The organism is Streptomyces sp. NPDC048643, from assembly GCF_040650615.1.
Classification (GTDB): domain Bacteria; phylum Actinomycetota; class Actinomycetes; order Streptomycetales; family Streptomycetaceae; genus Streptomyces.
On the sequence record NZ_JBEZHO010000072.1, the window covers coordinates 1 to 20,460 of the forward strand.

15 protein-coding genes are annotated in these 20,460 nt (G+C 72.6%); 9 read left to right on the forward strand and 6 right to left on the reverse strand.

Annotation, left to right across the window (positions count from 1 at the left end):
- Positions 1 to 1,187, forward strand: a 1,187-nt coding sequence (locus tag AB0C62_RS39215; RefSeq protein ID WP_362981673.1) for a hypothetical protein, incomplete at its 5' end; no start/stop codon positions are given.
- Between the two features lie 100 nt (positions 1,188 to 1,287).
- Here AB0C62_RS39215 and paaK read toward each other — a convergent pair.
- The 3 genes from paaK to AB0C62_RS39230 form a co-directional block, all read right to left on the reverse strand.
- The gene (paaK, locus tag AB0C62_RS39220) at positions 1,288 to 2,595 is read right to left on the reverse strand and encodes a phenylacetate--CoA ligase PaaK (RefSeq protein WP_362981675.1); all 1,308 of its coding nucleotides are present in this window, start codon (positions 2,593 to 2,595) and stop codon (positions 1,288 to 1,290) included.
- A 141-nt stretch (positions 2,596 to 2,736) separates the two neighbouring features.
- Complete coding sequence (locus AB0C62_RS39225; RefSeq protein WP_362981677.1) at positions 2,737 to 4,071, reverse strand: enolase C-terminal domain-like protein; 1,335 nt, start codon at positions 4,069 to 4,071, stop codon at positions 2,737 to 2,739.
- Positions 4,072 to 4,170: 99 nt separating this feature from the next.
- Positions 4,171 to 5,130 carry a 5-dehydro-4-deoxyglucarate dehydratase gene (locus AB0C62_RS39230; RefSeq protein ID WP_362981679.1) on the reverse strand — a complete coding sequence of 320 codons (960 nt, stop codon included), beginning with the start codon at positions 5,128 to 5,130 and terminating at the stop codon, positions 4,171 to 4,173.
- A gap of 106 nt (positions 5,131 to 5,236) precedes the next feature.
- On the opposite strand from AB0C62_RS39230, the gene AB0C62_RS39235 reads away from it, so the two are divergent.
- Positions 5,237 to 6,025, forward strand: a complete 789-nt coding sequence (locus AB0C62_RS39235) for an IclR family transcriptional regulator (protein WP_362981681.1) — start codon at positions 5,237 to 5,239, stop codon at positions 6,023 to 6,025.
- A gap of 65 nt (positions 6,026 to 6,090) precedes the next feature.
- Here AB0C62_RS39235 and AB0C62_RS39240 read toward each other — a convergent pair whose 3' ends face one another.
- Positions 6,091 to 8,229 (reverse strand): sulfatase, encoded by a 2,139-nt coding sequence (locus tag AB0C62_RS39240; RefSeq protein WP_362981683.1) that lies wholly within the window; start codon positions 8,227 to 8,229, stop codon positions 6,091 to 6,093.
- 157 nt (positions 8,230 to 8,386) lie between these two features.
- Positions 8,387 to 10,015 carry an acyl-CoA synthetase gene (locus AB0C62_RS39245; protein WP_362981685.1) on the reverse strand — a complete coding sequence of 543 codons (1,629 nt, stop codon included), beginning with the start codon at positions 10,013 to 10,015 and terminating at the stop codon, positions 8,387 to 8,389.
- 185 nt (positions 10,016 to 10,200) lie between these two features.
- Here AB0C62_RS39245 and AB0C62_RS39250 point away from each other — a divergent pair, with 185 nt between their 5' ends.
- The 7 genes from AB0C62_RS39250 to AB0C62_RS39280 all read left to right on the forward strand — a co-directional run bounded on the left by AB0C62_RS39250 (position 10,201) and on the right by AB0C62_RS39280 (position 18,432).
- Positions 10,201 to 11,001 (forward strand): crotonase/enoyl-CoA hydratase family protein, encoded by an 801-nt coding sequence (locus AB0C62_RS39250; protein ID WP_362981687.1) that lies wholly within the window; start codon positions 10,201 to 10,203, stop codon positions 10,999 to 11,001.
- 117 nt (positions 11,002 to 11,118) lie between these two features.
- Positions 11,119 to 12,060: an OB-fold domain-containing protein gene (locus AB0C62_RS39255; RefSeq protein ID WP_362981689.1), complete on the forward strand. Its 942-nt coding sequence runs from the start codon at positions 11,119 to 11,121 to the stop codon at positions 12,058 to 12,060.
- The gene (locus tag AB0C62_RS39260) at positions 12,061 to 13,116 is read left to right on the forward strand and encodes a thiolase domain-containing protein (RefSeq protein WP_362981691.1); all 1,056 of its coding nucleotides are present in this window, start codon (positions 12,061 to 12,063) and stop codon (positions 13,114 to 13,116) included.
- Complete coding sequence (locus tag AB0C62_RS39265) at positions 13,113 to 14,279, forward strand: thiolase domain-containing protein (RefSeq protein WP_362981693.1); 1,167 nt, start codon at positions 13,113 to 13,115, stop codon at positions 14,277 to 14,279. Before AB0C62_RS39260 ends, AB0C62_RS39265 begins: the two co-directional genes overlap by 4 nt.
- An 83-nt stretch (positions 14,280 to 14,362) precedes the next feature.
- On the forward strand, positions 14,363 to 14,605 hold the full coding sequence (locus AB0C62_RS39270; RefSeq protein WP_362981695.1) for a DUF397 domain-containing protein: 243 nt from the start codon (positions 14,363 to 14,365) through the stop codon (positions 14,603 to 14,605).
- Positions 14,606 to 14,857: 252 nt separating this feature from the next.
- On the forward strand, positions 14,858 to 17,749 hold the full coding sequence (locus AB0C62_RS39275) for an AAA family ATPase (protein ID WP_362981697.1): 2,892 nt from the start codon (positions 14,858 to 14,860) through the stop codon (positions 17,747 to 17,749).
- Between the two features lie 185 nt (positions 17,750 to 17,934).
- The gene (locus AB0C62_RS39280) at positions 17,935 to 18,432 is read left to right on the forward strand and encodes a hypothetical protein (protein WP_362981699.1); all 498 of its coding nucleotides are present in this window, start codon (positions 17,935 to 17,937) and stop codon (positions 18,430 to 18,432) included.
- Positions 18,433 to 18,453: 21 nt separating this feature from the next.
- Here the strand turns inward: AB0C62_RS39280 and AB0C62_RS39285 are convergent.
- On the reverse strand, positions 18,454 to 20,460 hold a 2,007-nt coding region (locus AB0C62_RS39285), incomplete at its 5' end, for a PAS domain S-box protein (RefSeq protein ID WP_362981701.1).

The following is a 20,460-nucleotide window of genomic DNA, read 5'->3' on the forward strand; positions in this document are numbered from 1 at the left end:
GCTGGCGGGAGGGCCGCGGCGACGTCCTGCGTTCCTTCGCCGACTCCATGCACCGGTACGGCATCAAGGTCGGTGTCCCCATCGGCCCGAGCCGATGGCACCCCGCCCGGGGGCGAACCAGAGGGAAGAGCGAGATGACAGTTGGGGGAGTGACGCGGATGGTCCGCCCGGCCGACCGGCACCGGTTCCCGGCCCGATACCGGCACCCGTCCCGTACGTGGGCGCGGTGGCGGATCCCGAGCCCGGTCACGCTGCGCGCCACGGTCGTCGCCGTCGCCGCTCTGGTCACCGCCGCGTGCTCGGCCCACCCCGCCCCGCCGTCGGACCCGGCCCCGGCGAGGCGCGTGTCCGCCGCCCGCCTCAGCTCCGCCCTGCCGGACGACCCGGTCCGCATGGTGCTGCCCGCGACCGGCTCCGAGACCCGCTGGACCCAGGGCCTCGACGTCCTCGTACGGCAGCAGGCCCGTGCCGTCGCCGCGTCGTGCGCACACGATCACGGGACCGAGCTGCCGGCGCAGGACCCGATCACGTTCATCCGGTACTACGAACTCCCCGACCTGGACTTCGTCGCCCGGCACGGGATGAGCGGGAGCGCCGCGGTTCCCGCCCCTGCGCCCGGCCCGGTGAGGACCGACAGCGAGGCGCGCGCCGGGAACGGAAGCGGGCGTCGCGAGGGAAGTGCAAGCGACGACCATCAAGGGAACCGGAGCGCCGGCGCCGGTGGTTCGGGCGATACGGCCGTCGTGCGCCGATGCGTGGCCGAGGGGACGGCGGCCGCCACCGCGCTGCGCGACACCTACGCCGCACTCCAGGGGCAGTGGTTCGGCACCCTCGTCCCCCTGCGCCACGACCCCGCCGTGCTGCGGGCCCTCGCCGCCCTGCCGGGCTGCCTTGCCCGCCGCGGGATCCACGTCCGCGACGAGAACGGGTTCTTCGCCCTCGCCGACGCCCAGGTACAGACCGCCGCCGCCGACCGGCTGCCCGCCGTCGAACGCACCCTCGGCAGCGCCTACGCGGCCTGCATGCGCCCCGTCGAGGCCGTCCGCGAACCGGCACGCCTGCGGCTGCGCGCCCGCTTCCTCACCGACCACGCCGCCGAGGTCCGCACGCTGCGAGCGAACCTGCTCCCGGCCCTCGGGCGGGCCGCGCAGGAGCACGGTCTGCGCCTCGTCTTCCCGGCTCCGTAACCGCACGGCCAGGGCGCGGACCCACTCGGATCGGCGAACCGGGTCCGGCACCGTCGTGGACGAGCCGACCGTCACCGGTCCGCCGGCGCGGCCAGCCCCCTCACGGGCGCTGACGCAGGTCCACGATCCGCTTCAGCTTGCCCACCGACCGCTCCAGCGACTCCGGTTCGACGATCTCCACGTCCGCCGAGACGCCGATGCCGTCCTTGATGCCCTTGCCGATCGTCCGGGCGGCGGCCTCGCGCTGCTCGGGGGTCGCGCCGGAGCGGGCCTCGGCGCGCACGGTGAGCGCGTCCATGCGGCCCTCGCGGGTCAGCCGGAGCTGGAAGTGCGGGGCGACCCCCGGCGTCCGCAGCACGATCTCCTCGATCTGTGTCGGGAACAGGTTGACCCCACGCAGGATGACCATGTCGTCGCTGCGGCCGGTGACCTTCTCCATCCGGCGGAAGACCCGCGCCGTGCCCGGCAGCAGTCGGGTCAGGTCCCGCGTCCGGTAGCGGATCACCGGCATGGCCTCCTTGGTGAGCGAGGTGAACACCAACTCGCCCTCCGCGCCGTCCGGGAGCAGCTCGCCGGTGATCGGGTCGACGACCTCCGGATAGAAGTGGTCCTCCCAGACGTGCAGACCGTCCTTGGTCTCCACGCACTCCTGGGCGACACCCGGACCGATCACCTCGGACAGGCCGTAGATGTCCACCGCGTCGATCGCGAACCGCTCCTCGATCTCACGCCGCATCTCCTCGGTCCACGGCTCGGCCCCGAAGATCCCGACCCGCAACGAGGTGCTCCTGGGGTCCACGCCCTGCCGCTCGAACTCGTCGAGGAGGGTCAGCATGTACGACGGCGTCACCATGATGATCCGGGGCTTCAGGTCCTGGATCAGCTGGACCTGGCGCGCCGTCATGCCACCGGACGCGGGGATCACCGTGCAGCCGAGCCGCTCCGCGCCGTAGTGCGCGCCGAGTCCGCCGGTGAACAGGCCGTATCCGTAGGCGATGTGGACGATGTCGCCGGATCGGCCGCCCGCCGCGCGGATCGAACGCGCCACCATGTCCGACCACATGGACAGGTCGTTCTCCGTGTATCCCACGACGGTGGGCCGTCCCGTCGTCCCGCTCGACGCGTGCAGCCGGCGGATGTGGTCCTGCGGCACGGCGAACATCCCGTACGGGTAGTTCGCGCGCAGGTCCGCCTTGACCGTGAAGGGGAAGCGGGACAGGTCGGCAAGCGACCGGCAGTCGTCCGGACGCAGGCCGGCCTTGTCGAACGACTCCCGGTAGAAGGGCACGTTCTCGTACGCGTGCCGCAGTGACGCGCGCAGCCGCTCCAGCTGGAGCGAACGCAGTCCTTCCGCGTCGAGCCGCTCGCCCGCGTCGAGCAGGCCCTTCGGATCCGTGGAGTCCGCCATCGCCACTTCTCCCTCACCAACCGTGCTATTCCGGACGACCGATCATTCGGTCGTGCTGTTCCGGATCAGTAATTCAGGTGCGCAGCGTCCGTGCAAGGGGTCCGTCGACGCTTTTTGCGGGAGGGGGCGGAGGAGGGGCCCTCAGCGCACCAGGCAGGGCCGTTTCGGGTCGAACTCCCAGCCGGGGACGAGATGACGCATGCCGACGGCGTCGTCGCGGGCGCCGAGCGCCTTCGTCCTGTACAGCTCGTGCGCCGCCAGCAGCCGGTCCATGTCCAGGCGGAGGCCCAGCCCGGGGGCGTCGGGAACCGTGATCTCGCCGTCGACGATCCGCGGCGGTGCGACCGTGAGCCGCTCCAGGCCCTCCTGCCAGATCCAGTGCGTGTCGAGGGCGTTGTACGGTCCGGGGGCCGCGGCGCCGCAGTGGGTGACCATGGCGAGCGAGATGTCGAAGTGGTTGTTGGAGTGGCAGCCCCAGGTCAGTCCCATCGCGTTGCAGAGCTGGGCCACGCGCACCGAGCCCCGCATGGTCCAGAAGTGCGGGTCGGCCAGCGGGATGGAGACGGACTGGAGCGCCAGGGCGTGCGTCAGCTGCCGCCAGTCCGTGGCGATCATGTTGGTCGCCGTGGGCAGTCCCGTGGCCCGGCGGAACTCGGCGAGGACCTCCCGGCCCGAGTAGCCGTCCTCGGCGCCGCAGGGGTCCTCCGCGTAGGCGAGCGTGCCGACGAGGGGCGCGCAGAGCTCGACCGCCTCGCGCAGCGACCAGGCGCCGTTCGGGTCGAGGGTGATCCTGGCCTCGGGGAAGCGGTCCTTGAGCGCGCGGACGGCCCGGACCTCCTCGGCGCCCTCCAGGACACCGCCCTTGAGCTTGAAGTCCCGGAAGCCGTAGAGCTCGTGGGCCGCCTCGGCCTGCCGGACGACCGCCTCCGGGGTGAGCGCCTCCTCGTGCCGCAGGCGGTACCAGTCCACGTCCGCGTCGGGCTCCCGCACGTACTCCAGGTCCGTGCGGTCGGGATCCCCGACGTAGAAGAGATATCCCAACACCCTGACTGAGGAGCGCTGTTGGCCGTCGCCGAGCAGGGCGGCCACCGGCACGTCGAGGTGCTGGCCGAGCAGGTCGAGCAGCGCCGACTCGACGGCGGTGACGGCGTGCACCGTCGTCCGCAGGTCGAAGGTCTGGGCGCCGCGCCCGCCCGCGTCCCGGTCGCCGAAGCGGTCTCCGATCGCGCGCAGCACCCGCTGGAAGTCGCCCACCTTCGCGCCGAGCACGAGGGGTTCGGCGTCGCGCAGCGTCCGGGTGATCCGCTCCCCGCCGGGCACCTCGCCGAGGCCGGTCCGCCCCTCGGAGTCCTTGAGCACGACGACGTTGCGGGTGAAGTAGGGGCCGTGTGCGCCCGAGAGGTTCAGCTCCATGCAGTCCCGCCCCGCGACGGGATAGACGGCGAACTCGGTGACGGTCGGCTGCTGACTGCTCATCAAAGTCCTTGCGTGCGAGGGTGACCGCGGCCGGTGGCCCCGGGGGAGGGCGTCGGGGCCCACTCGACCACGAGGGCGCCGACCGGGCCGTGCGACGCGTCAGGCGGGTCGGCGCACCGCTCCGACGAGGGCCAGGCCGGTGTCGAGGATGTGCTCCAGTTCGGTGAGGTCCGCGGGTCCCGGATCGGTGAGCGGTGCGCGCACCGGGCCGACCGGCAGGCCGCGCAGCCGGGCCGCGGCCTTGACCAGCGAGACCGCGTACCCGGGCACCCGGTCGCGCAGGGCGACGAACGGGACGTAGAAGTCGCGCAGCAGTTTGTTCACCGTCGCGTCGTCGCCCGCGCGCAGGGCGGCGAAGCAGGCGTCGGCGATCTCGGGGGCGAAGGCGTGCACGGCCGACGAGTAGGCGGGGACGCCGACGGTGGCGTAGGCGCGGGCCTGGATCTCGGCGGTGGCGGCCCCGTTGAAGAAGAGGAAGTCGTCGGGTGCGGCGAGGGTGAGGCGCTGGAGCCGGTCGAGGTCGCTGTGCCCGTCCTTGAGTCCGACGACGGTGGGGATCTCCGCGATGGCGCGCAGCCCCTCGGGGGTGAAGGCGACCGGTCCGCGCTGGTACGCGATCAGGGGCAGCCGGGTGCCCCCGGCGATCCGGCGCAGTTGCTCGACCAGCCCCTCCTCGGGCGCCTCGACGAGATAGTGCGGCAGCACCAGGAGCGCGTCCGCGCCGGCCTCCTCTGCGATCCGGGCGAACCGCAGCGCCTGCGCCCAGCCGTATCCGACGCCCGCGACCACCGGCAGCCGGCCGTCCGCGATCGCGACCGTGTCGGCGACCACCGAGCGGTACTCGTCCTCGTCCAGCGCGCTGAACTCGCCGGTCCCACAGGCGGGGAAGACGGCGCCGGGACCACTGTCCAACTGTCGGGTCAGATAGGCCCGGTAGGCATCGGGGGCCAGTTCGCCGCCTTCCGTGAAGCTGGTGAGGGGGAACGACAGCACGCCGCTCGCCATGCCGTCCCGCAGCCGCTGGACCACGTGCTCCGTCCCCGCGTCGAACCCTGCCATGATGCTCATCCCCGTATGCAGATGACGTCTATGTATGAGAACAGAGGTTAGGTTCGTGAACCGCTCCGGTCAATAAGGGAGGCGGCACGGATTTACGATGGGCGCCATGCCGGAGAGCCCAGGGGTGCGCGGAGTGAAGTCGGCGGCCCGCACCGTCGCGCTGCTGGAGCTGCTCGCCGACCGCGGCGACCGGCCTGCGCGTCTCGACGAACTGGCCGGGGCGCTCGACGTCCCGCGCAGCAGCATGTACCAACTGCTGCAGACCCTGGTCGACTGCGGCTGGGTGCGCGCCGACACCACCGGCTCGCTCTACGGCATCGGGATCCGCGCCCTGCTCACGGGCACCAGCTACCTGGACAGCGACCGCCGGGTCCGCACGGCCCGCCCCCACCTCGACGAGGCCTCCGAGGCGCTCGGCGAGACCCTCCACCTCGGTCGGCTCGACGGCGGCGACGTCGTCTATCTCGCCACCCGGGAATCGCACGAGTACGCGCGCACCATCAGCCGCGTCGGCCGCCGCGTCCCGGCCCACGCCACCGCGCTCGGCAAGGCCCTGCTCGCGGAGCGCCCCGACGGCGACCTGCCCCTGCCCGCCGAACCGCTGGCCGCCCTCACGGCCAACACCCGCACGCTCCGCGCCGACCTGCTCGCCGACCTCGCCGGCGTGCGTGAGCGCGGCTACTCCGTCGACCGTGAGGAGACGGTGACGGGCATCGTGGGTTTCGGCTTCGCCCTGCGCTACGACACACCGGCCGCCGACGCCATCAGCTGTTCGGTCCCGGTGGCCCGGCTCACCGCGGAGCACGAGGCCCGCGTCGTCGCCGTCATGCGGGAGACGCGGGCCACCATCGAGACGCTCCGGTCACCCGCCGCGGGCACACCGGACTGGCGCTGACCGCGCGGGCCACACGCGCCGGACCGCGCCGGGGCGTACGACAGCCGCCGGCGCGGTCGAGGGGGTCAGGGCTGCGACGCCGTGGCGGCGGAGCCTTCCGGGTGCGGGCCGAACGCCGTCAGGAAACGGTCGCGGAACGTGTCCATGCGCCATTCCGGCGCGTTGTCGGCGGGCTTCAGGCCGTCCGTCCAGCCCCAGTCGGCGACCCGGTCCAGCACCTTCTGGTCGTGCGCGACGATCGTGACGGGGACATCGCGGCTGGTGCTGCCCGCGGTGACGGTCGGGACGGGCTGGTGGTCGCCGAGGAAGACGAGCACCGTGTTCTTGTCGCCGTACTTCTCGACGTACTCGGTGAGGCTGTGCAGCGAGTACTCGATGGCCCGCCGGTACTCCGTGCGCACGCTCTCCGGGTTCTTCCAGACCTCCTTGGGGTCCTTGCCCTCTTCCTTGATCTTGTCGTACACCGAGCCGTCGCCGAGGTCGTCCCAGTCGATCATGTGGGCGACGGGCGCCCAGGGATTGTGGCTGGAGGCGAGAATGATCTCCGCCATCATCGGCCCGCGGTCCTTCTTGCCGTGCTCCAGCCGTTCGAAGGCGCCCAGGCTGAACTGGTCGGGCACCGGTGTCCAGCTGAAGTACGGGCCGTTGTAGCCGAGGTGCTCGGAGTCGTAGATGTGGTCGAGGCCGAAGAACTTGCCCTCGGGCCACGCCCGTCGGACACCCGGCACGATGCCGACGGTGCGCCAGGCGCCGGTCTTGCGGAAGTAGCTGGTGAGGGTGGACCGGTCGCTGGTGGTCAGACTCCGGTAGCGCTGCTGGTTCTTGATCCACAGACCGGACAGGAAGGTGGAGTGGGCCAGCCAACTGCCGGCGCCCGTGACGGGAGAGCGCAGCCAGCCGCTGCGCGAGGAGAACCCGGCCGACTTCAACCGGCTGTTCCCCTGCGTGAGGGCCGTGTCGATCTGCCGGGACATCGCCGGGTCGTCGATCGCCGTACGGCCGTAGCTCTCGATGAACGTGAACAGGACGTCCTTGCCGCGGAGTCCGGTCAGCAACTGGTCGGGCGGGGTGTCGGCGAACGCGTCCACCGAGGCCTGCCGTTCGAAGACCTCGCCGTCGTGCAGGCCCGCCTGTACCTGGCGCACCCGGTTCTGGACGATCCTCGCGTCGATCTGCGAGGCGACGGGGACGCCGGTGAACTGCACCCCGAGCGTCACGCAGGTGATCCAGGCGGTGCCGAGGACCAGCACCGTGCGGCCTGCGACGGGCCGGTTGCGGACCATGACGTCGGTCAGCCGGGCGACGGCGAGCGTCATCAGCACGAGCAGCGCGACGACGAGCGCGACGACCGCGATCAGCGCCACCACCTCGCCGGTCCGGCCGAACGACTCCCGCACCCAGTCCGCCGCGTTGCCGAACAGGCTCCAGTCCAGCACCAGGTCGAACGGCCGGACCAGGACGGAGTAGAAGCCCATGTCCACGAGCTTGAGGACGGTCACCAGGCCGAGCAGGGCGCCCACGACGTACGACGTGATCCGCCGCGGCCTCGGCGGGAGTGCCAGCAGCAGCGCCGCGAGGAGCACCCCCTCCGCCGGGATCCGCAGGAAGGCGGCGACACTGAGCCGGTCCAGCCGGTTCGGCACGACGAGGGCGAAGAGCACGAGGACGCCGGCGAGGACGGTCGTCCCGACGGTCACCCCTCGTGCGACGCGGGGGTGGGTCACCCGCCAGCCAGCACGCCGGCCACTTCGTGCGGGCGGCGCGGGCGGTCCGCCGACGGCACCGGCCTCCTCCGGAGTGACGGCCTCCTCCGGGGCGGCGGCTGCCTCGGGCGCGGCGGACGGTTCCAGGCTCTTCGGCTCCGTGTCCGTCTCGGTGTCCCCGCCGTGGTCCGACCGCGGTGCGGAGTCCAGGCTCTCGACGGCATCCGAGTCCTGACCGGGTGCGCCCTCTTGGTCCGGGGCCCTGTCCTCGTCATCACCCGGGCGCGCGGGACCGCCGGGTGCGGAGTCGGCCGCGGCGTCCTCGGGGGCCTCGACGTCCGGCACGTCCGCGTCGTTCGGGGGCGTGTCCGTGTCGGCGAGCGTGTCCGGGGCAGCGCCCGCGGGTGTTCCGCCCGCCCCGCCGGACTCCGGGCCGGGGCCCGCGTCCTGGTCCGGCCGGGGCTGCTCCGGGAGTCGACTGGAGCGCGTGGTGTGCGACACGCCGATGGTCCTTCCGTACGGGCCCCGTGATGACACGACCGACCACGCCCCGGGGCAGGGCAGGGGTGCCATCATCCGTACGGCTGATCTTCACCCATCGTTCAACCTGCGGCGTCCGTGCCGGGCAAAGAGTTCGCCAGGTCTCCGGGGGGTCCGGTCAGGGGGCCGCGTCGGCGGCGACCGACCGGGCCCAGCGGTAGTCCGCCTTGCCACTGGGGGAGCGCTGGATCGAGTCCGCGATCACGAGCTGGCGCGGGATCTTGTAGCCGGCCAGGTGGCTGCGACAGTGGGCCTGGATGTCGTCGAGCGAGGGCAGCGGCGCGCCCGCGCGAAGCTGCACGACCGCCGCCACGTGGTTGCCCCACCGCGGGTCGGGCACTCCGGCGACCAGGGCGTCGTACACGTCCGGGTGCGACTTGAGGGCCTGCTCGACCTCTTCGGGGTAGACCTTCTCGCCGCCGGTGTTGATGCACTGGGAGCCGCGGCCGAGGACGGTGACGATGCCCTCCTCGTCGACCGTGGCCATGTCGCCGAGCAGCACCCAGCGCTCCTCGCCCCGCCGGAAGAAGGTCTCGGCGGTCTTCCCGGGGTCGTTGTAGTAGCCGAGCGGCACATGGCCGCGCTGCGCGACCCGGCCCGGCTCACCCACCGCGACCGGCTCGTACGTGGCCGGGTCGACCACCTGCGTACGGGAGTTGACGCGGATCCGGAAGCCGCGCTCCGGGCCGGAGTCGGGCGTCGCGGTGCCGTTGAAACCGGACTCCGAGGACCCGAAGTTGTTGAGCAGCATCACGTTCGGCACCAGTGACTGGAACTGCTCGCGCACCGTGTCCGACATGATCGCTCCGGACGAGGACACGCTGAACAGGGAGGAGCAGTCCGTGCCCTTCAGGGGACCGCTCAGCGCGTCGATCAGCGGGCGCAGCATCGCGTCGCCGACCAGGGACACACTGGTGACCCTCTCCCGCTCGATCGTGCGCAGGACCTCCTCGGGCGCGAACTTGCGGTGGATCACGACGCGTTGGCCGAAGTTGAAGGCGATGAACGCCGTGAGCGTCGAGGTGCCGTGCATCAGCGGGGGAGTGGGGAAGAAGGTGATGCCCGCGCCGCCGGCCGCGACGCGCTCGGCGAGTTCCTCCGGCCGGGCGACCGGCTCGCCGGTCGGCGCGCCTCCGCCGAGGCCGGCGAAGAACAGGTCCTCCTGCCGCCACATCACCCCCTTCGGCATGCCCGTCGTGCCGCCGGTGTAGATGATGAACTGGTCGTCCGCCGACCGGGCCGGGAAGCCGCGCTCCGGTGATCCGGCCGCCGCCGCGGCGTCGAACTCCACCACGTCCGGGAGGCTCGCCCCGTGCGGATCCTCGGCCCCAGCGCCCACCCGGACGAGATGGCGCAGCCGCGCGGCACGCGGCCGCGCCGCCGCCACCCGCTCGGTGAACTCCGCGTCGAAGACCAGCGCCACGAGATCCGCGTCCTGGTACAGGTAGGCCAGCTCCTCCTCCACGTAGCGGTAGTTGACGTTGACGGGGACCACCCTCGCCTTCACGCAGGCCAGCACGGTCTGGAGGTACTCGACGCCGTTGTAGAGGTGGAGTCCGAGGTGTTCCCCCGGGCGGATGCCGCTGTCGATCAGATGGTGCGCGAGACGGTTCGCGGCCGCGTCCAACTCGGCGTACGTCAGGCGCTGTTCGGCGCCGGTGCCGGGATGGTCGACGTACACCAGCGCCTCGCGGTCCGGGACCACGTCGACGACCGACTCGAACAGGTCGGCAAGGTTGTACTCCACCGTTCCTCCTGACCGTGTACGTCCGTCCGTGACTGGGCGGGCCTCGGCCCGACGGTCATCAGAGCAAAGCCCGACCGAACTGGGAAGGGCCACGGCAGAAGAAATCTGACTGTCTGTCAGAAAACCCTTGTACTGGCCGCACGCCTCCTGCAACCTGTTCTCGCATCCGAGACGGGAGGACGGCTATGGGTGGGACGGAACACCTCACCGTGCAGCGCGAAGGCGCCACACTGGTGCTCACGCTCAACAGGCCCGAGGCCAGGAACGCGCTCTCACTGCCGATGCTGGTCGGCCTGTACGACGGCTGGGTCGAGGCCGACGAGGACGACACGGTCCGCTCGATCGTGCTCACCGGCGCCGGGGCCACCTTCTGCGCCGGAATGGACCTCAAGGCACTGGCGGGGAAGGGCATGGAGGGCGAGCAGTACCGGGACCGGCTCAAGGCCGATCCCGACCTCCACTGGAAGGCCATGCTGCGCCACCACCGCCCCCGCAAACCGGTGATCGCCGCCGTGGAGGGGTACTGCGTCGCGGGCGGCACCGAGATCCTCCAGGGCACCGACATCCGGGTCGCCGGCGCCTCCGCGACCTTCGGGCTCTTCGAGGTCAGGCGCGGCCTGTTCCCGATCGGCGGCTCGACCGTCCGGCTGCAACGCCAGATCCCGCGCACCCACGCCCTCGAAATGCTCCTCACCGGGCGCGCTTACTCCGCGCGCGAGGCCGCCGACATCGGACTCGTCGGCCGGGTCGTGCCCGACGGCACCGCCCTCACCGAGGCCCTCGCCGTCGCCGAACAGATCAACGCCTGCGGGCCGCTCGCCGTCGAGGCCGTCAAGGCGTCCGTGTACGAGACCGCCGAACTCACCGAGACCGACGGCCTCGCCGCCGAACTGCTGCGCGGCTGGCCGGTCTTCGACACCGCCGACGCCAAGGAGGGCTCCCGGGCCTTCGCCGAGAAGCGCCCACCCGTCTACCGGCGCGCCTAGGGGGTGTCGTCCGGATCAGTCCGGGGCCGCGGCGCCTGGCAGGGCGCCCCGGCCCGCCCCTCCGCGCCGAGCCGCTCGCGGACGCGGCGCGACCGACCTCCGAAGGAGAGATCCGGGATGCCCGAAGTCCTCAAAGCCCCCCTCGTCGTCGAGTTCCCCTTCACCCGCTCGCTCGGCCCCGTGCAGAGCGCCTTCCTCACCGGGCTGCGCGAACGCGTCGTCCTCGGCGTACGGACCACCGACGGCCGCACCCTCGTCCCGCCCGTCGAGTACGACCCGGTCACCGCCGAGGAGATACGCGACCTCGTCGAGGTCGCCCCCACCGGCACGGTCACCACCTGGGCCTGGAACCACGAACCCCGCCGCGGCCAGCCCCTCGACACCCCGTTCGCCTGGGTCCTCGTCCGACTGGACGGCGCCGACACCGCCCTGCTGCACGCCCTCGACGCCCCCGGCCCCGACGCCGTCCGCACGGGGATGCGCGTCCGCGTCCGCTGGGCCCCCGAGCGCTCCGGCGCCATCACCGACATCGCCTGCTTCGAACCGTACGACGGCGGACCCGGTGAACCCACCGGCCACGACGGCCGGTTCGAGAACCCGGTGACCGGCATCGTCGCGGCCGCCCGCCTCGACTACGTCTACTCCCCGGGCCGCGCCCAGACCGCCTACATCGAGAACCTCTCCGAACGGCGCACGGTCGGCGAACGCTGCCCGTCCTGCCACAAGGTCTACGTCCCGCCCAGGGGCGCCTGTCCCACCTGCGGCCTGGCCACCTCCGAACAGGTCGAGGTCGGCCCGCGCGGCACCGTCACCACGTACTGCATCGTCAACATCAAGGCGAAGAACCTCGACATCGAAGTGCCCTACGTCTACGCGCACATCGCCCTCGACGGGGCCGGACTCGCGCTGCACGGCCGGATCGGCGGCATCCCCTACGACGAGGTGCGGATGGGCCTGCGCGTCGAACCCGTGTGGACGGACGGCGGCCGCCACCCCGACCACTACCGGCCCACCGGCGAAGCGGACGCGGACTACGAGACGTACAAGGAGATGCTGTAGATGCGACCCACAAGGGACATCGCCGTCGTCGCCTTCGGGCAGACCGACCACCGGCGCAGCTCCGACGAGCACTCCGAGGTGGAGATGCTCCTCCCGGTCCTGCACGACGTCCTCGACCGGACGGGCCTGCGGACCGCGGACATCGGCTTCACCTGCTCCGGCTCCAGCGACTACCTCGCCGGCCGCGCCTTCTCCTTCACCATGGCGCTCGACGGGGTGGGCGCCTGGCCGCCGATCTCCGAGTCCCACGTCGAGATGGACGGCGCCTGGGCCCTGTACGAGGCCTGGACGAAACTGCTCACCGGCGACGCCGACACCGCGCTCGTGTACGCCTACGGCAAGTCCTCGCCCGGCTCCGTGCGTGACGTCCTGACCCGGCAGCTCGACCCGTACTACGTGGCCCCGCTGTGGCCCGACTCCGTCGCCCTCGCCGCGCTGCAGGCGCAGGCGCTCATCGACGCGGGCGAGACCGACGAACCCGCCCTCGCCGGCGTCGCCGCCCGCAGCCGCGCCGACGCGCGGGCCAACTCCCATGCCCAGCTGCGCGGTCCGGTCCCGCAGGGCGACTACCTCGTCCGTCCGCTGCGCACCGGGGACTGCCCGCCCGTCGGCGACGGAGCCGCCGCCGTGATCCTCGCCGCCGGGGAACGGGCCCGTGACCTGTGCGAACGGCCCGCCTGGATCCGGGGCATCGACCATCGCGTCGAGGCGCACTCGCTCGGCGTGCGCGACCTGACCGACTCCCCGTCCACCCGGCTGGCCGCGGAACGCGCCGGAGTCTTCGAACGGCCCGTCGACACCGCCGAGTTGCATGCGCCTTTCACCTCGCAAGAGGTGGTCCTGCGCAAGGCGCTGCGGCTCGACGACAGCGTGTGCGTCAACCCGTCGGGAGGCCCGCTCGCCGCCAACCCCGTCATGGCGGCCGGACTGATCCGCATCGGAGAGGCCGCGGCGCGCGTCCATCGCGGGGAGTCCGACCGGGCACTCGCCCACGCCACCTCGGGCCCCTGCCTCCAACAGAACCTGGTCGCCGTACTCGAAGGGGACGTCCGATGAGCAAGGAGCCCGTGGCCGTCGTAGGCATCGGCCAGACCAAGCACGTGGCGGCGCGACAGGACGTGTCCATCGCGGGCCTCGTCCGTGAGGCCGCCCGACGCGCCCTCGACGACGCCGAGTTGACCTGGGCCGACATCGACGCCGTGGTGATCGGGAAGGCACCCGACTTCTTCGAGGGCGTCATGATGCCCGAGCTCTACCTCGCCGACGCCCTCGGCGCGGTCGGCAAACCGATGCTGCGCGTGCACACCGCCGGGTCCGTCGGCGGGTCGACCGCCCTCGTCGCCGCCAACCTCGTCGCCGCCCGCGTCCACGGCACCGTCCTCACCCTCGCCTTCGAGAAACAGTCCGAGTCGAACGCCATGTGGGGCCTGTCCCTTCCCGTCCCGTTCCAGCAGCCACTCCTCGCCGGCGCCGGCGGCTTCTTCGCGCCGCACGTGCGCGCCTACATGCGGCGCACCGGCGCCCCCGACACCGTCGGCTCGCTCGTCGCCTACAAGGACCGGCGCAACGCCCTGAAGAACCCGTACGCGCACCTCCACGAGCACGACATCACCCTGGAGAAGGTCCAGGCGTCACCCATGCTCTGGGACCCGATCCGCTACTCCGAGACCTGCCCGTCCTCCGACGGCGCCTGCGCGATGGTCCTCACCGACCGCGCGGGAGCCGCCCGTTCACCCCGGCCGCCCGCCTGGATGCACGGCGGCGCGATGCGCAGCGAACCCACCCTCTTCGCCGGCAAGGACTTCGTGTCCCCGCAGGCCGGGAAGGACTGCGCGGCCGACGTGTATCGGCAGGCCGGGATCGCGGACCCCCGCCGGGACATCGACGCCGTCGAGATGTACGTGCCGTTCTCCTGGTACGAACCCATGTGGCTGGAGAACCTCGGCTTCGCCGACGAGGGCGAGGGATGGAAACTCACCGAATCGGGGGTGACCGAACTGGAGGGCGACCTCCCCGTCAACATGTCGGGCGGTGTCCTGTCCACCAATCCGATCGGCGCCTCCGGCATGATCCGCTTCGCCGAAGCGGCACTCCAGGTCCGTGGCCAGGCAGGAGAGCACCAGGTGGACGGGGCGCGACGGGTCCTCGGGCACGCCTACGGAGGCGGATCCCAGTTCTTCTCCATGTGGCTGGTCGGCGCCGCGCCGCCCGCATCCTGAAACCGTCCCCCTCACGTGGCCTGTCCGCCACCCGGACCGATCGCTAGGCTGGCCGCGGACGACGAACCGGGAGGAGCACGGACGTGGCCGAAAGCACCATCGAGCAACACCCGCTCGCGGGCTGGGACAAGCCGGAGCTGGACCTCAGCAAGGCCGAGTGGCAGTCCAGCAGCCGAGGGCGGGGCGATGTCCAGATCGCTTTCGTCGAAGGCTTCATCGCGATGCGCAACAGTGGCCGCCCGCAGGGCCCTTCCCTGATCTTCACCCCCGCGGAGTGGGGGGCGTTCGTGTCGGGGGCCCGCGAGGGCGAGTTCGACCTCACCTGAACCAGCCCCGCCGGACCGCGTCCTCCCCGTCCCCGGACCCTGGCGGGGATGCGCGGAGGCCATCCTCGACGCGCCCGGACGGAGCCGTGCACGACTCCGTGCGGCCGCCCGGGCGCCCACCCGAACAGGTTCCCTGAGCAGGAGCCCTCGAACAGGCTCCCCCCGGGATGATCCCGGCGTACGCTGAGCTGCCTGGAGGTCACGGTACGCATCCGCATCGCCGCGCGGACGCCACCGTGACAGGGGGTGAGCATGGGGCAGCGCAGCCTGCGTGGCCGTCGTACGCTCTTCGAGCGCGAGAGTGAACTGTCCACTGTGGACGAGGCGTTGAGCGACCTCGCCGGGCCGCGCGGGAACAGCGGCGAACCACCCGGCCGTTCCCGCGGAGCGCTGCTGTCCTTCGCGGGCCACGCCGGCATCGGCAAGACGACCCTCCTCACCGAAGTGCGCCGCCGCTCCGCCGCCAAGGGCTGCACCGTCCTGAGCGCGCGCGGCGGCGAGCAGGAGCAGCGCGTCGCCTTCCACGTCGCCCGCCAGCTCCTCCAGCCGGAGTTCGCCGGCCTCTCCGAGGCCGAACTCCGCGCGACACTGGGCAGTTGGTACGCGATCGTCGGTCCCGCACTCGGCCTCTGCGCGCCCTCCGAAGGCGCCCCGCCCGACCAGCAGGGACTGCGCGCGGGCCTCGACTGGGTCCTCACCCACCTCGCCGTGCAGCGCGCCCCGATGGTGCTCGTCCTGGACGACGCGCACTGGGCCGACGCCGAGTCCCTCAGCTGGCTCGCCGCGTTCGCACCCCGCGCCGAACAACTCCCGCTGCTCGTCGTCGTCGCCTACCGGCCCGACGAACTGCCGGAACACGCCGAGGCGTTCAGGAGCCTGCCCGGCCGCGCCGGCCAACGCCCCATCGGGCTCGAACCGCTCAGCGCGGCGGCCGTCGCCCGGCTCGTCCGCGAGGACCTCGGCATCCAGGCCGACGACGCGTTCTGCCGCGAGTGCTGGGCGGTCACCGCGGGCAACCCCTTCGAGGCCGTCGAGCTGACCGCCAAGGTCCGCGACCGGGGACTGAACCCGACCGAGGACGGCGCGCACCTGCTGCGGGACCTCGCCGCCGCCGTCAAGGGCAGCGGCCTCATCGCCCGCCTGGAACGCCTCGGCACCACGACCGTCCGCTTCGCCTGGGCCTGCGCCGTGCTCGGAACCGAGATCCGTCCGGCGCTCGCCGCCGCCGTCGCCGGACTCGGCTCCGAGGAGGCCGCCGACGCGGCCGACGCCCTGCGCATCGCCCGCATCCTCACCGGAGCGGACCCCCTGGAGTTCGTCCACCCGCTCATCGCCACCGCCGTCTACCGGGACATCCCCGGCGCCGTGCGCGTCGCCCTGCACGGCCAGGCCGCCTGGTGCGTGATCGACGAAGGACTCGGCCCGGCCGCCGCCGCCCGCCACCTCATGGAGACCCACCCCGACGGCGACACCTGGATCGTCCAGCAGCTGCGCGCCGCGGCCCGCGAGACCCAGCGCGCCGGAGCCCCCGACGCCGCCCGCCGCTGCCTCGCCCGCGCGCTGCGCGAACCGCCGCCCCCCGCGGAACGTGCCGCCGTCCTGTACGAACTGGGCTGCGCCTCCCTGCTCACCGAACCGGCGAACACGGTCAACCATCTGCGGGCCGCCCTCGAGGAACCCATCGCCGACCCCGAACTGCGCCACAACATCGTCTACCGCCTCTCCCAGGTCCTCGCGCACAGCGACCGGCTCGCCGAGGCCTCCGAGATCCTCGACCGCGAGATCCACGTCACCGGCGACGCCCGGGTACGGCTGCGCATGCAGTCCGAGCAGTTCATGTGGGACGCCTTCCGCGCCGACGAACCCGACTCGCCCGCCCGCTCCCGCCGGCTGGCCCGCCTCGCCGACCGGCTCACCGGCCGTGACCTCACCGAGCGCTACGTCATCGGGCTGCGCGCCTGGGACGCCACCCTGCGCGGCGAACCCGCGCCCGTCGCCCTCCAGCACGCCGAACGAGCCCTCGCCGGCGGCCTGGGCTGGGCCGAGGCAGACCGCGGTTTCGAAGTCCCGGTGCTGGTCGCCATGACCTTCATGTACGCCGACCGGCCCGGCCGCACGGAGGAACTCTTCGCCACCGGCATCGCCGACTTCGAGACCCAGGGCTGGCACGGCGCCCACCTCTCCTTCGGCTACACGATCCTCGGCTACGTCCGCTTCCGCCGCGGCCGCCTCGTCGAGGCGGAGGACTTCGTCCGTGCCGGCCTCCGGCTCGCCGAACGCGTCGGACCCGGCACCCCCGTCCACTGGTACGCGGTGGGCACCCTCGTCCAGGTCCTGCTGGCCCGCGGCCGGGTCGACGAGGCCACCCGCGCCGGCGAGCACTACGCGCTGCGCGCACCGTTCCCGGCCGCCGTCACCTTCCCGGACGCCCAGACCGTGTACGGCGAACTCCTGCTCGCCCGTGGCCTCGCCAAGGAAGCCGCCGTCGAGCTCGCCTCCGCGGGCCGCCGCCTCGACGAGCGCGGCATGCGCAACCCCTCCTGGTGTCCCTGGCAGCTCCACCTCGCCCGTGCCGAGAGCCACGAGACCCCCGAGCGTGCCGTCGCCACGGCACTCGACGCGGTGCAGCGGGCCCGCCAGTACGGCACCCCCTCCGCGATCGGCCAGGCCCTGCGAGCCGCCGCGGAGGTCTCCCCGGTTCCGGACCGCGTCAGCCTCCTCGAAGAGTCGGTCGACCACCTGGAGCGCTCCCCGGCCGGGTACGAACTGGCCTGCGCGCTGGTCGCCCTCGGGACCGAACTGCGTCGCGCGGGACGCCCCAAGGAAGCCGCCGAGCACCTCTACCGCGGACTCGACGCGGCCGTCCAGTGCGGCGCCGACGGGCTGGTCGGCGAGGCGCGTGAGGAGCTGGCGAACGCGGGACTGCGACCCCGCCGCCTGCACAGCACCGAGACGGACACCCTGACCGCCCGCGAGCGCGCCGCCGCCGCGCTGACCGCGCGGGACCGGACCCCGGCCCAGGTCGCGAAGGAACTGCGCATCGACGAGCAGGCCGTCGTCCGGCTGCTGTCGGCGGTCTACCGCAAGGTCGGCACGGACCGCACGGGGCTCGCCGCCGCCCTCCGGGAGCAGGCCACCTCCTGACGCGCACAGTGGGCGGGGGACAGGCCGTGACCCGAGGCGGCGGCGTCCGGGAAGAGGTCTCGCGCGGCGCCGGGCGGCGGTGCCGGAATCAGCGGCCCGCCCGGCGCCGGCAGGCGTCTGTCCCGGGCCCGAGCGGGCCGCGCCCACGGGACCCGGTGCGCCCCCCGTGCACGTACCATTGCGGCATGTCCTTCCTCCGCCGCCGCAGCGCCACGCCCGCCGGGCCCGACTTCGACGTTCTGGCCATGGACCCGGGCGACTGGCCGGGCAACCTCGGCGCGGGCCTGCTGCCCGCCCCCGACGGCAGCTGCCAGGGCGTCTTCCTGCGGTACGACCTGTTCGGCGGCCGCGGCCCCGCGATGATCATCGGCAACCTGCCGGAAGGCTCGCCGGCTCGTGACGTCGCCGAGGACGAGGTCCCCTTCGAGGTGGCCCAGCTGCTGATCGCGCTGGAGAACGACGAGGAGGTCACCGTCACCGGCGTCGAGGACATGCCGGTGATGCAGGGCGACAACCTGCTCATCGTGCGCCGGCTGAAGCTCTCCGAGACGCGCATCTCCTGCGTCCAGTTCGACCGCAGCGACAACGTCCTGGTGACCATCGCCGCCTGGGACCGCCCGATCACCGACGACCTCTACGCGCTGCTCAAGCCGCTGCCCGCGGAACTCTTCCAGCAGGGCTGAGGCCGAACACCCCTTCCGGCGTCACAGCTTGAGGGTGAACCACGTGGTCTTGCCCGCCTCCGTCGGCCGTACGCCCCAGCCGTCGGCGAGCGCGCGCACCAGGATCAGCCCCCGTCCCGACTCCTCGTCCTCCGTGGCCGCCCGGGGCCGCGGAAGATGCGTGCTGTGGTCGCTGATCTCCACGGTCAGCTCCGTCGCGGTGCGGCACAGGTACAGGCCGATGGGCCCGTGCGCGTGCTGGACGGCGTTGGTGAGGATCTCCGACAGCAGCAGGCGTGCGTCGTCCGCGGTCGGCGCGCAGTCCCACGAGGTCAGGGCCTTGCTGAGGAAGGCGCGGCCCTCCGGCACGGACTCGGGCACGGCCGGAAGGTCGATGGCGAGCGTGGCCAGGGGTGCGTCGGGCAGCCGGGTGAGGAGCAGGGTCACGTCGTCGTTGTGCCCCTCCGCGTCCGGCAGCAGCGCCGCCAGCACACGATCGGCGGCCACCTCAAGATCGGGCGCGCCGGCGAACAGGTCCGCCAGGGTGGCGGTCAGCTGGGCGAGCTGGTCCTCGATGTCCGTGCCGGGCGTCTCGATGAGACCGTCGGTGTAGAGGACGAGTGTGGCCCCCGGAGGAATCACCGCGGTGGCCTGCTCGTAGAGGACGTCACCGACACCGAGGGGCGCGTTCACCGGGGCCGCGAGCTGGTGCGCGCCGCTGCCCGGCAACGCCACCAGGGTCGGCAGATGGCCCGCCGAGCAGACCGTCACCTCTCCGGCGTCGGCGGAGATCACCACGTAGCAGCAGGTCACCAGCTGGTCGGGCACGTCCAGATCGCCGACGACCGTCTCCAGGGACTGCATCAGCTGCCGCGGCTGCATCCCCGTCTTGGCGAGCGCGTGCGCCGCCGACCGCAGCTGACCCATCACCGCGGCGGCCTCCAGACCGCGGCCCATCACGTCGCCGATCAGGACACCGACCCGGCCGGCGCCCAGCGGGATCAGGTCGAACCAGTCGCCGCCCACCCCCGCTCCCTGTGTGGCGGGCCGGTAGCGGCTCGCGGTGGTCAGACCCGGGATCGCGGGCGGCGTGCCCATGAGGCTGCGCTGGAGCGTCAGCGCGATGTGCCGCTGCTGCTCGTAGAGGAACGTCAGCTCCTCCTCCGCCTTCTTGCGGTCGCTGATGTCCCGGACGATGGCGCACGAACCGACGACCGAGCCGTCCGGGGCACGCGTCGGCCACAGCGTGATGTCCACGTCCAGCAGATCGCCCGCGCGGGTCAGCCGCAGCGTCTCGAAGTGCTCGACCTTCTCACCGCGGCGCAGCCGGTCCAGCAGCGCCTCGATCTCGTCCCGCCGCTCCGTGGTGGCCAGCAGCGACACGTGCCGGCCCATCACCTCGGCGCGCGTGTAGCCGTACAGCCGCTGGGCCGCGGCGTTCCAGTACGTGATCTCGCCGTCGAGGGTCTTGGCGAGGATCGCGTCCTGCGACGACTCCACCAGACCGGCCAGTTCGTTGATCCGGGCCTCGGCGCGCTTGCGGTCGCTGACGTCGCGGACGGCGGCGGAGACGAGGAGGCCGTCGGCGGTTTCCAGGGGGCTGAGGCTGATCTCGACGGGGAACTCGGTGCCGTCCTTGCGCAGGCCGTGGAGTTCGAGTTCGGCTCCCATGGGGCGGACTTGGCGGTTGGCGGCGTATCCGTCGCGGTGCATGGTGTGGTGGGCGCGGAAGCGGCCGGGGACGAGGAGTTCGACGGGGTGGCCGAGGAGTTCTTCACGTCGGTAGCCGAAGAGGGCTTCGGTCTGGGCGTTGACGAGGCGGATGGTGCCGGTGTCGTCGACGATGACCATCGCGTCCGGCGCCGCCTCCAACAGCCCCCGAAACATTTCCTCCGCCGCCTTGCGGTCGCTGACGTCGCGGACGGCGGCGGAGACGAGGAGGCCGTCGGCGGTCTCCAGGGGGCTGAGGCTGATCTCGACGGGGAACTCGGTGCCGTCCTTGCGCAGGCCGTGGAGTTCGAGTTCGGCTCCCATGGGGCGGACTTGGCG

What these genes read in the sequence shown, in the direction of transcription:
- AB0C62_RS39225 (WP_362981677.1), bottom strand. Translation starts at nt 4,071, where the DNA reads ATGAGCAGTCAGCAGCCGACCGTCACCGAGTTCGCCGTCTATCCCGTC.
- AB0C62_RS39230 (WP_362981679.1), bottom strand. Translation starts at nt 5,130, where the DNA reads ATGGCAGGGTTCGACGCGGGGACGGAGCACGTGGTCCAGCGGCTGCGG.
- AB0C62_RS39235 (WP_362981681.1), top strand. Translation starts at nt 5,237, where the DNA reads ATGCCGGAGAGCCCAGGGGTGCGCGGAGTGAAGTCGGCGGCCCGCACC.
- AB0C62_RS39275 (WP_362981697.1), top strand. Translation starts at nt 14,858, where the DNA reads ATGGGGCAGCGCAGCCTGCGTGGCCGTCGTACGCTCTTCGAGCGCGAG.
- AB0C62_RS39280 (WP_362981699.1), top strand. Translation starts at nt 17,935, where the DNA reads ATGTCCTTCCTCCGCCGCCGCAGCGCCACGCCCGCCGGGCCCGACTTC.
- AB0C62_RS39250 (WP_362981687.1), top strand. Translation starts at nt 10,201, where the DNA reads ATGGGTGGGACGGAACACCTCACCGTGCAGCGCGAAGGCGCCACACTG.
- paaK (WP_362981675.1), bottom strand. Translation starts at nt 2,595, where the DNA reads ATGGCGGACTCCACGGATCCGAAGGGCCTGCTCGACGCGGGCGAGCGG.
- AB0C62_RS39260 (WP_362981691.1), top strand. Translation starts at nt 12,061, where the DNA reads ATGCGACCCACAAGGGACATCGCCGTCGTCGCCTTCGGGCAGACCGAC.
- AB0C62_RS39255 (WP_362981689.1), top strand. Translation starts at nt 11,119, where the DNA reads ATGCCCGAAGTCCTCAAAGCCCCCCTCGTCGTCGAGTTCCCCTTCACC.
- AB0C62_RS39265 (WP_362981693.1), top strand. Translation starts at nt 13,113, where the DNA reads ATGAGCAAGGAGCCCGTGGCCGTCGTAGGCATCGGCCAGACCAAGCAC.